Source organism: Leuconostoc citreum, assembly GCF_004354555.1.
GTDB lineage: Bacteria > Bacillota > Bacilli > Lactobacillales > Lactobacillaceae > Leuconostoc > Leuconostoc citreum.
The window spans coordinates 1-14,167 of sequence record NZ_PUFH01000008.1 but is presented as its reverse complement, the minus strand read 5'-3'; the positions used below and the strand labels follow the sequence as shown (position 1 = coordinate 14,167).

At 35.5% G+C, this 14,167-nt stretch carries 21 protein-coding genes; 14 read left to right on the top strand and 7 right to left on the bottom strand.

Features of this window, described 5'->3' with window-relative positions; genetic code table 11:
- Positions 1-19: 19 nt before the first annotated feature.
- Positions 20-982, top strand: coding sequence for a cation:proton antiporter (locus C5L21_RS08530; RefSeq protein WP_004901112.1), 963 nt, complete (start codon positions 20-22; stop codon positions 980-982).
- A gap of 740 nt (positions 983-1,722) precedes the next feature.
- The gene (arsC, locus tag C5L21_RS08525) at positions 1,723-2,136 is read left to right on the top strand and encodes an arsenate reductase (thioredoxin) (RefSeq protein WP_004901110.1); all 414 of its coding nucleotides are present in this window, start codon (positions 1,723-1,725) and stop codon (positions 2,134-2,136) included.
- Positions 2,137-2,329: 193 nt separating this feature from the next.
- Here the strand turns inward: arsC and C5L21_RS08520 are convergent, their stop codons facing one another.
- From C5L21_RS08520 to C5L21_RS08490, 7 genes are all read right to left on the bottom strand, one after another.
- Positions 2,330-2,617 (bottom strand): YciI family protein, encoded by a 288-nt coding sequence (locus tag C5L21_RS08520; protein ID WP_004901108.1) that lies wholly within the window; start codon positions 2,615-2,617, stop codon positions 2,330-2,332.
- Between the two features lie 1,032 nt (positions 2,618-3,649).
- Positions 3,650-4,549 carry an Abi family protein gene (locus C5L21_RS08515; protein ID WP_085699824.1) on the bottom strand — a complete coding sequence of 300 codons (900 nt, stop codon included), beginning with the start codon at positions 4,547-4,549 and terminating at the stop codon, positions 3,650-3,652.
- Between the two features lie 110 nt (positions 4,550-4,659).
- Positions 4,660-5,025 carry a DUF1304 domain-containing protein gene (locus C5L21_RS08510; RefSeq protein WP_085699826.1) on the bottom strand — a complete coding sequence of 122 codons (366 nt, stop codon included), beginning with the start codon at positions 5,023-5,025 and terminating at the stop codon, positions 4,660-4,662.
- Positions 5,026-5,094: 69 nt separating this feature from the next.
- Positions 5,095-5,784, bottom strand: a complete 690-nt coding sequence (locus tag C5L21_RS08505) for a YoaK family protein (RefSeq protein WP_085699828.1) — start codon at positions 5,782-5,784, stop codon at positions 5,095-5,097.
- 58 nt (positions 5,785-5,842) lie between these two features.
- Positions 5,843-6,313 carry a YbaK/EbsC family protein gene (locus C5L21_RS08500; protein ID WP_085699830.1) on the bottom strand — a complete coding sequence of 157 codons (471 nt, stop codon included), beginning with the start codon at positions 6,311-6,313 and terminating at the stop codon, positions 5,843-5,845.
- A 208-nt stretch (positions 6,314-6,521) separates the two neighbouring features.
- Positions 6,522-6,830 carry an ImmA/IrrE family metallo-endopeptidase gene (locus C5L21_RS08495; protein WP_085699832.1) on the bottom strand — a complete coding sequence of 103 codons (309 nt, stop codon included), beginning with the start codon at positions 6,828-6,830 and terminating at the stop codon, positions 6,522-6,524.
- Positions 6,831-6,845: 15 nt separating this feature from the next.
- On the bottom strand, positions 6,846-7,214 hold the full coding sequence (locus C5L21_RS08490; RefSeq protein WP_085699834.1) for a helix-turn-helix domain-containing protein: 369 nt from the start codon (positions 7,212-7,214) through the stop codon (positions 6,846-6,848).
- A 263-nt stretch (positions 7,215-7,477) separates the two neighbouring features.
- On the opposite strand from C5L21_RS08490, the gene C5L21_RS08485 reads away from it, so the two are divergent.
- From C5L21_RS08485 to C5L21_RS08430, 12 genes are all read left to right on the top strand, one after another.
- Complete coding sequence (locus tag C5L21_RS08485) at positions 7,478-7,735, top strand: hypothetical protein (protein WP_085699836.1); 258 nt, start codon at positions 7,478-7,480, stop codon at positions 7,733-7,735.
- Positions 7,736-7,841: 106 nt separating this feature from the next.
- Positions 7,842-8,003 carry a serine/threonine protein kinase gene (locus C5L21_RS08480; RefSeq protein ID WP_085699838.1) on the top strand — a complete coding sequence of 54 codons (162 nt, stop codon included), beginning with the start codon at positions 7,842-7,844 and terminating at the stop codon, positions 8,001-8,003.
- Between the two features lies 1 nt (position 8,004).
- Complete coding sequence (locus tag C5L21_RS08475) at positions 8,005-8,238, top strand: hypothetical protein (protein ID WP_085699839.1); 234 nt, start codon at positions 8,005-8,007, stop codon at positions 8,236-8,238.
- A 15-nt stretch (positions 8,239-8,253) separates the two neighbouring features.
- Positions 8,254-8,532, top strand: coding sequence for a hypothetical protein (locus C5L21_RS08470; RefSeq protein WP_085699841.1), 279 nt, complete (start codon positions 8,254-8,256; stop codon positions 8,530-8,532).
- The gene (locus tag C5L21_RS08465; protein ID WP_085699843.1) at positions 8,529-8,846 is read left to right on the top strand and encodes a hypothetical protein; all 318 of its coding nucleotides are present in this window, start codon (positions 8,529-8,531) and stop codon (positions 8,844-8,846) included. The genes C5L21_RS08470 and C5L21_RS08465 overlap by 4 nt, the downstream gene beginning before the upstream one ends.
- A 2-nt stretch (positions 8,847-8,848) precedes the next feature.
- Positions 8,849-9,031 (top strand): hypothetical protein, encoded by a 183-nt coding sequence (locus tag C5L21_RS08460; protein WP_085699845.1) that lies wholly within the window; start codon positions 8,849-8,851, stop codon positions 9,029-9,031.
- A 2-nt stretch (positions 9,032-9,033) separates the two neighbouring features.
- Positions 9,034-9,858, top strand: a complete 825-nt coding sequence (locus tag C5L21_RS08455) for a bifunctional DNA primase/polymerase (RefSeq protein ID WP_085699847.1) — start codon at positions 9,034-9,036, stop codon at positions 9,856-9,858.
- Complete coding sequence (locus C5L21_RS08450) at positions 9,845-11,248, top strand: DNA primase family protein (RefSeq protein ID WP_085699849.1); 1,404 nt, start codon at positions 9,845-9,847, stop codon at positions 11,246-11,248. Before C5L21_RS08455 ends, C5L21_RS08450 begins: the two co-directional genes overlap by 14 nt.
- Positions 11,249-11,685: 437 nt before the next feature.
- The gene (locus tag C5L21_RS08445; RefSeq protein ID WP_085699851.1) at positions 11,686-12,030 is read left to right on the top strand and encodes a hypothetical protein; all 345 of its coding nucleotides are present in this window, start codon (positions 11,686-11,688) and stop codon (positions 12,028-12,030) included.
- Between the two features lie 203 nt (positions 12,031-12,233).
- Positions 12,234-12,638, top strand: a complete 405-nt coding sequence (locus C5L21_RS08440; protein ID WP_085699853.1) for a hypothetical protein — start codon at positions 12,234-12,236, stop codon at positions 12,636-12,638.
- Entirely contained in the window at positions 12,639-12,839 is a 201-nt protein-coding gene (locus C5L21_RS08435) for a hypothetical protein (RefSeq protein WP_133286262.1), read from the top strand. It abuts the gene before it with no gap.
- A gap of 124 nt (positions 12,840-12,963) precedes the next feature.
- The gene (locus C5L21_RS08430) at positions 12,964-14,085 is read left to right on the top strand and encodes a tyrosine-type recombinase/integrase (protein ID WP_085699857.1); all 1,122 of its coding nucleotides are present in this window, start codon (positions 12,964-12,966) and stop codon (positions 14,083-14,085) included.
- Positions 14,086-14,167 lie beyond the last annotated feature (82 nt).

The window sequence follows — 14,167 nt, the reverse complement described above, 5'->3', positions numbered from 1 at the left end:
TTAAATGTTAGGAGAAATAATGGAATATCTATTAATTTTGTTGCTAGTTATAGTTACTGTTGTACTTGGGAAAATAGGCACTTGGTTTGGGTTGTCTGAAGTTGTTGGACAACTATTGTCAGGTATCATTTTAGGAACTAGTTTGTTGAATGTAGTAGAACCAGGCTATTTAATTCACTTGTTTGCTGAGACAGGTATTTTTTTGTTAATGTTAAATTCGGGTCTAGAGTCTGATGTAAAAGAAATGAAAAAATATATTAAGGCCTCTTCGCTTATTGCAATCATGGGAGTGCTATTACCAGTAATTGCTTTCCCGATTGCATTTCTATTGCTTGGATATAATATGCAAACTGCTATATTTGCGGGGGTTGTTTTCTCTGCAACGTCTATTTCAATCACATTAGCTGTACTAGCCGAACAAAAGAAATTAGCGACTTCAATGGGGGCAATTATACTTTCAGCAGCTGTGTTGGATGATATAATTGCTTTGGTTGCTGTGACGTTATTCTCTGTTTTTGTAGGCGGAGGCGCCTTAGGGATAAATAGTCTATTGCCCTTATTTGCTTTTGCCTTAGGAATAGTATTGAGAAAATTTAATTTTTCTGATAAGGTAGGTGCTTTAAGTACAAAAATTGGTAATTGGTTTTTCTATCCAGTATTCTTTGGATCTATTGGTCTTGAAGTTGCGATTCAAGGACTAGGGAACAAGCTAACAGCTATTATAATATTTAGTGTGTTGGCTGTTACAACCAAATTTATCGGGTCTTTATGGGGAGCAAGACTTTCAGGTTTAAATGTTAATGTTGCAAACGCAATAGGAGCGGGGATGATTTCTAGAGGTGAGATGGCTCTTGTAATTATTCAAATAGGTATATCATCACAGATTATTAATGATGATACGTCAGCAGAATTTGTTGTTGCCGTAATTGTTTCAACGATACTAGCACCCATAATTATGAAACCATTATTTAAAAAGGTCTGATATACTAATTTATAAGGACCAAGAGTAAAATTAATGGAATGGCATCATCATTTTAAAGACTCTAACACATAACTGTGAGTTTTAATCATTTAAGATATTGTGCATTGCAGTAAAAGCAGTGCTTTTTGTTTGTAATAAAGAAACGTGATGAATGATTGGAAGAAGATTGATTGTTGTCAAATTCAAAGAACTAAACAAAAAAATAATTTGAAATTCAATAAGTGATTCGTGAAAATGTAGAAATTTTTGGTTCACATAAAGCAATTACCAATGCCGTTAGGATTTATAGGTATGTTCAATTAGTTGACCAGTTCACTAAAAAAGTATGACATATTACTAAAAAATCAGGTACATATGCCCTTAATATTGGTTTTTATAAAAAAACCCGGGGTGGGGTTGTTGGAGGGGAGCGTCACAAGGTGGCGTCCTGAAATCTTACGAATGCAGAAATCAAAAATTTTTTAAAGGTGATTTTTTCATATAGAATGCTGATATAAAGGCATTTCTAACTAAAAATAGGCGTTTAGGGGTAGCACAAACATTTATGGTTATTAGCATGTTTTGTTGTAAGACATGCTATATGTACATTACAAAAGACGTAAATAGGAACCCGCTGGTTGGGGCTACACGTTATAAGTTTTAAGTTATTAACCCAAAATAGGTTTATTAATATGGATTTATTTAGTATCAGGTATAATTAGTTGTACAACAGTATTTTATAAATTTAAAGGAATAGATTAATGAAAATTTACTTTTTGTGTACAGGAAATTCCTGCCGTAGTCAGATAGCAGAAGGGTTTGCGAAAGATATTATGCCTAAGAACTGGATAATTAAGAGTGCAGGTATTGAACAACATGGATTAAATCAAAGAGCTGTAAGTGTTATGGCAGAAGTGGGAGTTGATATATCTAATCATACGTCCGATTTAATTGATAACGATTTTTTATTTAACTGTGACTATATTATTACGTTGTGTGGAGATGCCAATGATAAATGCCCTGTTACTCCAGCCAATATTAAAAGGTTGCATTGGCCGTTAACTGACCCGGCTAGCACCACAGGACCAGAAGAGGTTATTCAAAATCAGTTTAGAAAGACACGTGATGAAGTTAGGATATTGGTACAGCAATTAAAGATGAATCTTGTTGGATAAACAGTAGACGAGCGCACATTACATTATGGCTTGTCTTTTGGTTTTAAAAAATGTTTACAGAAAAACTAATCAATAAATTAGCCGTTATCAATTACATTGAATCCGCTATCACTCAGAGTGATAGTGACCTGTTTTACATATGTGACACACCTACATTAACAGACATTTAATCGTTGCTATCATGCGTTACAAACTATGACAAATAGCTATTCATTTGTTCTGCCCATTTTGAAGGAACAAAGTAAGTTATATTAAAGGAAGCAATATTGTTTATAAAAAATGGGTCGGTATTATAGATTTGTGTTAGCTCTTCCAAAGATTCGGCCTGAGCCACAATCATGCCACCTGTTCGTGGTTCTTTTCTACCAGACATAATAAAATGCCCTGATTTATAGTACTTATCTAAGTATTCAATATGAGCTGGCAAAAAATGTTCAACTTCAGCAATCGGTTTGATGTAAGTTAATTCAATTATAAACATGTTTTTTCTCCTAGTAATATTTATGAATTAAATACTACTAAAGTGTTTTTTTCTTGTCAATCGGACGCGCCCGCTAATAAAGGAAAGTAAAATAGGGTCGGTTTAGCGGGTACTTTTTACAACAAAGAATGCTAATGTAACAGTAAATCAGGCACCCATAATTAACAGAAAAAAACTTTTGAAAATTGAACATTTTTACAAGATGACGATATGTGAGCGCTCTCTATTCTGATACACGAGGGCGGGGTGTAAATTGTGTAAGACTACAAATGTAAATTAATTTCGAGAATGAGATATGCAAATTATCTGTACATTTTGGACACCATAAAAAGGGACATCCCCAAATAAAAAGAATTAGACGAACCATAAAAAATCAGATTATATCCGAATACCCAGAACTTGACGACGCATAAAAGGGGTGAGATTTACGTAATCAGTCGATAATAACGTTGAATAAGCGTCTTAAATATAAAATGGTGTAAATTATACTATAAACGATTAACAACGCTTAAAACAGCTTATATTGCTTTAAAATAGACATAATAAAACCACGACCTAGATCAAACCTAGAGCGTGGCTTTTTATTATATATGGGGATGAATTGACAATATCAAATGTTACAAACATGCAAGCATATAAGGTTACAAAAATGTTAGCATGCAAGGTTACAAAAACTCTAACAAAACCTAACATGTAACTCCAGTATTTTCCAACATGAATTCTAGTATTTTCTAGCATGGTAATACCAACAAATACCTACATTAACACGCGTTTAATCGTTGCTATAAAGGGCTATACAAGGCGTCGCAAACGTTGTCACAGGTTACAAAAAGGTTACATTTTGCTGGTCACAAGGTCACACTTTCTGAAGTGATCTATACTAGAAAAATGTTGAGCAATTTAAAATATATAAAGAAAAAGCAAATTCTAATGAGATTTTAGAATTTGCTTTTTTATGTACAACTTGAATTTTGATACCATCTCACAAGCCATCGGGCTTACCAATGTTTCCGTAAATTAATAATACTATATCTAGATTTGAGTGTCAAGAATTTGAGAGAATACGATTTCAAATTGTTGAAGAGATGGCAACCCTTGGAAATACTCCTTGTGTCGTGTCAGACGATTTAGTGTTTCGCGACCATTTTTCTCTGTATGATATCTAGCGCGCTCACTCGAAAGTTGTCTATTCAAATAAAACAATGCTACCAAATCATGTACTTTCATGTCTTGAATAAATTGTCTCTGAATTCCATGAATCCGGGAAAAGTTTGATACCACAGCTGAGGGTTTTGGAACAAATTCTTTCGAAGTAAACAAATTAATCAATATTGGAGATGAATGAGCTACAGCATTACGAATATTTTTTGCGTAGCGCATTGTATTTACAAATGTATTTAATTGTTTACTTGGGTATTTTTTAGCGTAAAATTCAATAAATTTTGTGAGTGCTCCGAATGACATTGTTTCAAGTAAAACCCAGACGGAAAGATCTTTGCTATGTTTTGCGTATAAATCCTGAGAATATTTACTCTTTTTCATGTAATCAATAGTAGTGTTATAGTAACTCTGATATCTACTTTTAAATTCATCAACTATTGTGTATCCGTCTTCTTGGTCATTATTGTTAATGATTGCAAGCATTTTGACTTTGAGCCCATGTTCAACATTCATAGCGACTTCAAAAAGGTATCGTCTAAGCTGTACATCTATTGCTGCGAGTTCTACTAAATATGCGAAATCGAGATTTACATATTTGCTATTTGTTTTTGGGAAATTAGAGCGATAAGATGTTGCTTTAAAATAGTAATTTTTGGTATCTAAAAATTGCTCTGCTTCGGCTTCTGAAATTAATGAAAAAGTTATTCCCTTCGATTTCATGTGATTAATTAGTGAAAGGGTATTTAATTTTGGTTTGTCTTTTCTACTCATTGATGTCTTCTTTTTTAGATTTCGTATTCAAACATTGCATTCTTGTTATTTTTAACTTTTTAACGTGAACGCTTGGCACGTATGTACGCACTCTGTGAGTGCTTATAAAATTAACTAATCAATAATAAAATTGCTACAATGACAGCCAGTGTGCCTTGCTTGAAAAATATAGATTTATTTCCAGATGAGAAACTACCATACAAAGCTACTAAAATAATATAGATCATAATAGCAAGTAAGCTGTTGTGGTAGTTGTGTGTGAAGAATAGTGAATAAATTATACCCACTGCAATCAAACCGTTGTAAACACCTTGATTTTTTAACAAAGTCTGTATTTTTTTACTTTGTAAATCAGTTTCCGACATGTTAAATGTCTTGGCTGTATTTGGGGATGTTGTAGCAAAAGTTTCTAAATACATAATGTATAGAAATTCTACGGCGACTAAAAGGCTAATAATAGTAATTACTAAATTCATTTTTTCTCTTCCATTTGCTTTTAACGTGGTTCTGGCACGTATTTTTATTTACCATTCTGTATTGATTAACTAATTATTTCGCGAAGCTTGGGAAAATTCGATCATAAATGCTAAAAAGAACGTTATAGATGCTAGCCAAATAGTATATGGACCCCAGAAAAGGTTTACAATAGCTAGAAGACAGGCACCAGTTAGAAAAGAGATGACAACTATAGTGTAATTTTCAGCATTACGTTTTAAAATGGCTGATTTATTTTTTGATGTGAGATAGTAATACCATTCTGTTAACATTCTACGATAATTACCAGAAGTCATCATTATTGTGTATTGATTTTTTTCAACTCTAACTCCTGTGAAGGTTAACATTAGGAGACCCGTTCCAAATGCCAACGAGCATAGTTTAAGTAGATGGAAGTCATATGGTGCAAAGGGAATTAGTAGGCTAGCAATTACAACAGGAATCATTGTGTAACTCCGCCAATATAAATAATGATCGTTTTTTTCTTTGATCCAAATTCCTGCGAGAAATCCGAGCGAAAATGTAAGTATCGACAATAGTTTAGGGATTACTTGAGACCAATTTTTTTGAGATAAATCAGAAGCTAATAAAATCACGTTTCCAGTTTGAGTTGCAACTAGACCATGAAAGTATATATGGCAGTAAACATCTGATACGCCACCGGAAAAAGCCATTAGTATAGCAAAAAAACGACTATTATTAGAATTTACGACAATACGTTTTGGAAGATATGTATTCATTTATGAAACCTTTTTTAATAGTATGGAGCTTATATTGTTTAGACAATCAATACCCAGATTATAGTACGTGTAATTTATAACCATCTAAAATCTTTGTAATTTCTGAGCCATTGAAAACAACTGTTTCATTATTTTGGTTTGGATGATATGCCACGTTGTTTTCTGTTAAAATATCATTAGAAATATAATATTCAACTGATTTATTATCATCATTTAGTGCATTTAATATGGACACGCTACCTGAAGATACTGATAGTATATTCATTAAATCTTGGTCAGAGGCAAAACTAACTTTTTTATTCATTGTAATATAGGCAATGTCTTTAAGCGTTAAAGAACTATTTACTGGTAGACTAAACAAATAATAGGCAGTTTTTTTTTGATTTCTTAAAAACAGATTTTTAACCTCATAAATATCAGAAATGAAAGGAAGTTGTTGAGCGTCTGCAATCGTGTATATAGGAGAATGTTTGTACAAACAATATTTTATTTTATAATGTTCAAACATTTTTTTTACTTTAATGTCCATATTCAATACTCTCTACAGTAATTTTATACAAAAATTCATAACATAAATTTATTAAATGAAGTTGAAAATTTCGATACATTCATTAACAGAGTCTAATTTAGAATGTTTTATTGCCTAATAATCCTGATTTTCAGCAGGTCGTGTTTTATATGTTTTCCTGTTTGAATAATCAGAGGAGATGTCATTTTTATATAACAGTTCAAGTCACTTACTGATAGTAGGTAGCTTTTTTGGTTGGAAATAAGTCAGCTAGTAACCGTTTTGCCGTTATATTGGCTTGTTTTTCAGCTAATAGCGTGTTGTAATGCCTCTTGCTTGAATAATCAGAGGGCTTATCGTCAGCATGACCATACTCATGTAGGGCTGTCATAAGCTGTACATAATCGTTGTCATTCTCATTAAGATATATGGCTTTGCTGTCATAGTCGATACAGCCATGAAAGTTCGGGGATGACACGTCAATAAAGTAAAAAGCATAATCAGGCAATAAATTTAATACGTATTCAAGGTTAGTCATAGGCGTAACCTCGAATTAAATGCGTCTGCGGTGTTTCATAGCGAGATGAACCATTTTTATAATGTCTTCGCGTTCCTCGTCAGACACAGAGGGGTCAATACTATATGCTATGCGCCGTTGGTTGGGAGTAAGTGGCTTATCATCCCCGTCATCAGAGCTAGTTTGAGACGTTTTAAGCACATTATCTGTTTTGCCCTGTAAATAGTCCATAGTTGTATCTAAAGCGTTAGCAATCAATGAGAGCATGGCAAAAGAGGGCTGGCGTGCCTCACTCTCAATACGTGAAATGGTTACACGGGATGTGTTGATTATTTCAGCAAGTTCACTTTGGGTGAGCTTTTTTTGTGTACGTAATTCTTTTATACGGTTAGCAGTCACAGACATAATGTACCTCGCTTAAATATTAAGAAAAAATAAAGGTGTTAACTAAAAATAAAACTAAGTTAAGAAACAATAAAGCTCGTTGTAACCTAAGGTATCAAAGTGTAAATTATAAATAACGATACGTACCTAAGGTTACGTTTATAATGTTCAGTTGGTTACATATACACTAATCATACCAGACAAGCAAGGTCATTTAAAGGCAAGTAAGGATATTAAGTGCAAGAGTGAATCACTATAAAAGCAACGAGACAGGAGAAATTATCATGGCAGTATCAAACGCACTATTTAATGAAGCAGAAGTTATCAAGGACACGAACAGCGCGCTTGAGGATGTACAAGAAACATTAGCGCTCACATTGGTTGATAGCTTGAAAGCAGGCGACCATATCACAACGCCAACAGTCATTAACATGTTGAAAGATTTGGAAGACATGCAACTCAAATATTATGACCGTATGGAAGATAACGAGAATGTGCAAGGCGGTTTAGAAAATCAAGCACAAACAGAAAAGGAGGACTAAGAATGACATTATGGTTAGCACAAGTTATCGGGCTTGTATTTGTAGTAGGTAGCGCCTTTATTATGGGTGTGGTTGTTGGAGATAGTCTAAAGGAGGAACGCAAAGCATGAGCAATGTGTATGTGAGAACGTTAGAGCGCATGTATAAGCCCTTGGTTGACATTGCTAACAGTGACAGGGTAGCAGGTAACGAACAAGCACAGTTTGAAATCATGCAAGCTTATGAGTTGTTAGACAGAGCCACCACACGATTGATTATTAGGGGATGATATGGCAGTAAGTAATGATGATCTAATGGAAGAACTAGCAGAACTGGCATTTCAGTTCAGACAAAATACGCATGTCTGGAAACGAGCTGAGAAAGTGGCGGAACATTTTGATGTGAGTTTGGGAACGGTTAAAAGCTGGAAACGACAAGGACTTATCACAGGTTATAAACATGACAAAGTAGTGATCTATGATATTAAAGCCATTGAACGTGAATTATTTCAAGTAACTAAATAGAAAGGACGGCAAAGCATGAAAAAGGGCACAAAAAAAGCACATCCCCGAGCGACCAAACTTACGGATGAGCCTTGCTACAAACGCCTATATCATGGCTTTTGCTATACACATTTTAACATGGATAAGGATAAAAATACAAAATTTTATATTACATTGGCTCAAGTTGATTACATCAACTCGTTATTTAACGAACCAATGTTCAGCGTTGATTTAAACAAAAAAACGTTTCAGCCTGTAGATGAAATTAGATTTCACGATTGGTTAGACAGTTTCGAGCGAGGCGACCAACAATGACAGAAACACCATTATCAAACATTGAACAGCAGATACTAAATACATTGCCCGCGGGACGTGCGCAAGCAATTACATTGGAGAAGTTGGCTTACTTATTGCGGATTAATAAAAAGCGTGTGAGTGATATTGTCGCAGATTTGCGTAAACGTGGGTATTTAATCGGGAGTAACCGCCAAGCGCACGGTGGCATGTATCTTATTGTTACAAGTAACGAGTTTTGGGAAACAGTGAACACCTTACAAAAGAGTGTTAATAGTCAACAAACAATCATTAATGCGTTGTTGAAGCATGAAGAAAGATTTGCGAGGGTTTAAGCATGACACAATCACAACGAGTAGCGGTTAATCACGCCTTAGAAAGTGTGATGAGTGCAAAGAGCCTTGTCAATTTAGCTAGGTATCAGAAAGAGCCACAAAAACTCATTAGCATGGTGTTAAGGATAGGGACTGACCTTAATGAAGTTGAGACACGTTTGCAAACGCTTAAAGGCAGGGTGTAACAGTGGCTAAGTGGGAACAAATCAAACAATATCAACAGACAGGTGCTTATGTGTTTATGGCGCTACCTAATCAGAAGCACAATGCAGTCAGCGGTGGGTACAATAACAGTTTTAAAAATGGGGATGATTTAAAACACTGGATAAACGGACATCCAGAGTATCAAGACGGCAATGTGGGAATTGACTTGTCACGGAGTAATTTAATTGTGGTTGATATTGATAAGCATAAACACAATGGTATGAAAAGCATTAGCGCATGGTTTAAGTCGCACGACATCAACCCAGAGACTATCCAAGACACTTATGTTGAACGGACAGCCAGTGGTGGACTACACGCTTTTTATCTCATCACCGAGGGCAAGACTAAGCCAGCAGAGAAAGTCAGCGCCTTGCAAGGTGTAGACCTTTTGACTAACAAACATGGGGTCATTGTTGCACCCAGTGTTATCAATCAGCAACCATATCGAGCAATTACCCCTTTTGAGACGATACAGCAAGCGCCAGAGTGGGTGTATCAGCTTGCAAATAATCACGGTGGTACAAATACATCAAAGACAAAATCAACGAGCAGATACAGCAATGTAGACCGTTGGTTAATGGTCAAAAATGGCTTTGAGACAGGACAACGCAACGATCAAGCGATGAGCTTAGCAGGGTATTTGTTTGCCTTAAATATTGAGCCACAAAGCATTTACGATATTTTACAAATTACCAATGAACGCAGTAACGAACCATTACCCCATGATGAACTAGGCAAGGTGTATATGAGTGCAAGAAGGCGAGAGGAACGTAAAATAATGAGGATAAATAGCTATGGCAGAGATTGATACAACACCAATGCCAAAAGTTACGAACAAAGTGCCGAGTTGGTTGGATGTGCAATACAACGAGACAGGCGAAATCAGCAAGACGACAGTGAATGTTGAACGATTAGCGGAGTTTGTGGCGAAAGAGACTAATTTTTACACTGATAACAATAATCTAGCAGGGTATTTGTTTAACGGTCAGTATTGGAAACGGTACAAGAATGTGAAGCAGGCAGATAATGCGTTAAGTTCAAGAGTGGCGACACTATTAAAACAGCATAAAAAGCTAACCAGTGCCAAGCAAGTCAAAAATATTGTGGACTTAATCCGAGTAATCACAGTAAAAGATGTGGCTGATTATATCGATTTTACTGATAAGCCTTATATGGTTAGCTTTACTAATGGCACATTGGATATGCGGACGTTAGAAATTAAGCCAAACGCATCACAGTACCATGCTTTAGGTGGGTTAGATTATCCAGTTAGTGATAAAGATTTACCGACACCCAAGACGGACGAGTTTTTTACCCGACTGTTAGGGGATGAAAATGCAGAGCTATTATACAAGTTTATTGGTTATGGCTTTAAACGTAATTACTTGCCCTTTCAAAACTTTGTCATTTTGTATGGTAAAGGTGGTAACGGAAAAGGCACGGCGCTTACTTATATTGGTCAGAAACTGTATAGCGGTAACGTCAGTGAATTGAGTTTACAAGCATTTGGGGATAAATTCAAAACGGTTGGGCTAGTGGGTAAGTATGCAAACATTGGCAGTGATATACCAGCTAACTACATGCCAAACACAGAGAACCTCAAACTAGCTGTGAGTGGTAAAGAACGATTTGAAGTGGAATCTAAGGGTGTGCAGGCTTTTAGTATCGTCAATTATGCCACACTATTTTTTTCAGCTAATGACTTACCCAACATTAGACGAGATAGCGGATTAGATCGTAGACCATTGGTACTCACAACGCAAGGTAAGGGGTTTACTACCAAAGACGGCAAGAGTGATTATTTTGATGAAGCCGAGTTATTAGATGAGCGCCCAGCGTTTACACGTAAGGTCATTAAGCTATTTATGGACGCAGAGCGAGCTAAGACGTTAAACATCCCCGAAAACGTCCAGAAAGCGACAGCAGAATGGCTAAAGAGCGCTGATATTGTCTCACAGTGGCTAGATGAACATACGGAGGAAGCTAAAGACAGGCGACCAACCGCCAAGTATATGTATCAGCAATTTAGTCGAGATGTTGAAGATATGGGTATGAAAGAAACGATAAACCGCAACACATTTTACAGTCGTATGGAACATTTAGGTATTAAAAGTTCAAAAAGTGTGACTATTTCAAGTTTAGATGATGAACACGGCAAAGCAACTAAGCGATTTTTGGATATTAAGTATATAGATTGACGTTAAACAGATGTTTTATAGAGCTATTATTGACATAAAAAATGCTTGTAACCGTTGGTGTATAAAGGTTATTGATGTTATTGACTTTTTATTGAAGTTACTAGAATAAATAATATATATACGTATATATAAGGACTTCGAGAAAAGGTCGAGAAAGTCAATTATTTAGGTTTAAGGTTTGTGGCACAACAGATACAGCGTTTTAGCAAAGTCAATAATAGGTAAATTGAAAGTATTTTAAAGTCAATTTGATAAGGAAAAGAGGAATTATGAATAAAGATTTTTATTATAACTGCATGACAGCTTACAAAGATTTAATGAAAAATAAGACAGATGATATTAGTATCAGTTTTGGCGAATTTTGTCAGATTGAAGCAATTAAGCAAGGACTGGAAAAGTTGAGTGTGACAATATGACGCAGTCGTTAAGGGGATGAAATGAATTATATAGTTGGCTTTATATTTATAGCAATGATTGGCTATTTGTTTGAACAGCGTAGACACATCAAGTTTCTTGAACAAGTTAATCATAATCAAGAGACACACGACGTTATGACAGCACACCAGTTAGAACTCACTAGACACAAAGCAAAAATGCTTGAGTTGACATTAAATATGTTTGGTTACAACGTTGAACGATTTGAAGCCAGTGATTTTACTAAGAGTGAACCGTCACAAGAGCAGTTACAAGAGATATGGGCAGAGTATTTGCAATTACAACAAAAGTCACGCAGTGCGCAAATTAAATTTGAGACCGAGCTAGAATTGAGGGGCATTGAATAGGTAGACAAAACTGAACAAAATGACATCTTTTAAAATAGCAATAATCACGTTTAAAAACTGTTATAAAGGTATTTTGAGGGTTGTTTTAATGAATAAAATATAAAAAGGTATACAGTGTGGCTGTCTTAAATGTAGTGTTTGCAAGGACTTAGCTTATGAACATTAAAATGTAGAGGTTGCCTTTTACTAGTGAGAAAGTTTTTATGGATATTCAAGATTATATGAATAGGTTGCCGAGACCAGAAAAAACCTATGCAGAGAAAGAAAGCACTATGTTTTATGTGTATGTATTCAACCTCGTTATGGATGAGTTAATGACTAGAAAGCTAACTAATCGCAGAGCTATAAACTATGTTTTGAGCTATACAACTTACGGCAATAAGACCAGAGCCTATCAAGAAACACACCCTATGGCGAGTAAACGAACAGCTAATGTGAATGCAAACAAGTATTCAAAACGCTTTGATGTTTATGTCGCACAGTCAATGAGCATACACTTAGTCTACAAAGGCAGGTTAGCATTAGCATTGGCGGTTAAGTATATCAATGTTAATGGCATTGAGCGATACGTGAATAAATTAATACTTGAATTGTGGAAAGGAGACTAGATGACAGCAAACACAGAACATCGCCAGTTATGGCCAAAGTGGATGAAACGCAATGAAGCGCACAAATATATTAGTGTTGCAGACAATACTTTTATCAAACGTTATGTGAATACAGGTAAAGTGAGAGCCTATCCAACAGCACACGGGTTACGCTATGATCGTGATGAAATAGATGAAGCCGTACGCCATTATTATGATTAGGAGTTTAAAAAAGAGTTAAGCAAGGGCAAGACAACATGATAATGTGAAATAATGAAAGCGTGTGAACATGCTTTTTTATTTTATCTAAATCTCTGCTTACTCGCTTGTAGCAAAGAGGTATAACATGAAATTTCAGCAAATTGACACACCAAAAGGGAAAGTTTGGGAAGTAAATGGGTATTTAATTAATAGTAGTCAAAAAGTCCGTGTAAAGAAACGAGGATTTGAAAGCAAACAAAGTGCTAGACAATGGTTTAATAATCAAAGTGTTTTGTTTGATAATGGCCAAAGTAAATACAACAAAAAAACAACCCCAAACGTGATGACCGTTGAAGAGTTGTATAATATGTGGCTTGATACCTATCAGCATACTGTGGAAGAAAGTACGCTCAATAAAACAATGAACGTTTTTAACATCCATATCATCCCCGAGTGGGGCGATATATTGGTAACTGATATTAAGCCATTGAACTTACAACGATATATTAACACAATGCAGGGTAAAATATTGCATTATCGTAAGATAACAGGTTATTTCAAAAGACTATTAAATATTGCAGTGCGTATGGATATGATTGATGTAGACCCATTTACCAAGGTAGATATGCCAAAGGCACGCAGATCAATCAATAAGCCTAGGCAATTTATGGATGTTGACGAGTTCAAGGCGTTTGTTGACGTACTAGATAGCCAATACAAATACATTAATCAGCAAGCCTATACGTTGCTTAGATTAGGTGCATTCACGGGGATGAGAACCGAGGAACTACTCGCTTTACAATGGCAAAATATAGACTTTGACAATGGATATATAAGTATTATGCAAGCGTTGGGGCGTGGTTTAAATGGTAGTACCTATATTAAAGCGCCTAAGAGCCAAACAAGTAGGCGCACCCTTAAAATTGATAATAAGATGTTAGTTGTGATGTCTAATTGGTATGAAGTCAGTAACCATAAAAGCGGGGATGATTATGTATTCAATAATCATGGGCATACGTTGCAGGTCATGAGACCAAATAAGTGGCTACATGATGTCAGTGATAAGTATAATGTTGCGGTTGGGTTATCTATGCACAAGTTAAGGCATACATGGGCGACATTGGCATTAGATCAGGGCGCAAGCGTGAAGCAAGTACAAACTTACTTAGGACATGCGGATGTATCTATGACTTTAGATGTGTATAGCGACATTACAAAACGAGCCAGTGATGATACAGGTAATGTTTTGTCGGGTTTAATTGATTAAAAGGTACTAAATATAGTACAAAACGCCAGAATTGTTGATGTGGCAGGGGTGTAGTAACTCCCCTCGACTCCACTAAGCATTT

Coding starts and splice junctions, on each gene's coding strand:
- C5L21_RS08530 (WP_004901112.1), top strand. CDS start 20: ATGGAATATCTATTAATTTTGTTGCTAGTTATAGTTACTGTTGTACTT.
- arsC (WP_004901110.1), top strand. CDS start 1,723: ATGAAAATTTACTTTTTGTGTACAGGAAATTCCTGCCGTAGTCAGATA.
- C5L21_RS08520 (WP_004901108.1), bottom strand. CDS start 2,617: ATGTTTATAATTGAATTAACTTACATCAAACCGATTGCTGAAGTTGAA.
- C5L21_RS08515 (WP_085699824.1), bottom strand. CDS start 4,549: ATGAGTAGAAAAGACAAACCAAAATTAAATACCCTTTCACTAATTAAT.
- C5L21_RS08510 (WP_085699826.1), bottom strand. CDS start 5,025: ATGAATTTAGTAATTACTATTATTAGCCTTTTAGTCGCCGTAGAATTT.
- C5L21_RS08505 (WP_085699828.1), bottom strand. CDS start 5,784: ATGAATACATATCTTCCAAAACGTATTGTCGTAAATTCTAATAATAGT.
- C5L21_RS08500 (WP_085699830.1), bottom strand. CDS start 6,313: ATGGACATTAAAGTAAAAAAAATGTTTGAACATTATAAAATAAAATAT.
- C5L21_RS08495 (WP_085699832.1), bottom strand. CDS start 6,830: ATGACTAACCTTGAATACGTATTAAATTTATTGCCTGATTATGCTTTT.
- C5L21_RS08490 (WP_085699834.1), bottom strand. CDS start 7,214: ATGTCTGTGACTGCTAACCGTATAAAAGAATTACGTACACAAAAAAAG.
- C5L21_RS08485 (WP_085699836.1), top strand. CDS start 7,478: ATGGCAGTATCAAACGCACTATTTAATGAAGCAGAAGTTATCAAGGAC.
- C5L21_RS08480 (WP_085699838.1), top strand. CDS start 7,842: ATGAGCAATGTGTATGTGAGAACGTTAGAGCGCATGTATAAGCCCTTG.
- C5L21_RS08475 (WP_085699839.1), top strand. CDS start 8,005: ATGGCAGTAAGTAATGATGATCTAATGGAAGAACTAGCAGAACTGGCA.
- C5L21_RS08470 (WP_085699841.1), top strand. CDS start 8,254: ATGAAAAAGGGCACAAAAAAAGCACATCCCCGAGCGACCAAACTTACG.
- C5L21_RS08465 (WP_085699843.1), top strand. CDS start 8,529: ATGACAGAAACACCATTATCAAACATTGAACAGCAGATACTAAATACA.
- C5L21_RS08460 (WP_085699845.1), top strand. CDS start 8,849: ATGACACAATCACAACGAGTAGCGGTTAATCACGCCTTAGAAAGTGTG.
- C5L21_RS08450 (WP_085699849.1), top strand. CDS start 9,845: ATGGCAGAGATTGATACAACACCAATGCCAAAAGTTACGAACAAAGTG.
- C5L21_RS08445 (WP_085699851.1), top strand. CDS start 11,686: ATGAATTATATAGTTGGCTTTATATTTATAGCAATGATTGGCTATTTG.
- C5L21_RS08440 (WP_085699853.1), top strand. CDS start 12,234: ATGGATATTCAAGATTATATGAATAGGTTGCCGAGACCAGAAAAAACC.
- C5L21_RS08435 (WP_133286262.1), top strand. CDS start 12,639: ATGACAGCAAACACAGAACATCGCCAGTTATGGCCAAAGTGGATGAAA.
- C5L21_RS08430 (WP_085699857.1), top strand. CDS start 12,964: ATGAAATTTCAGCAAATTGACACACCAAAAGGGAAAGTTTGGGAAGTA.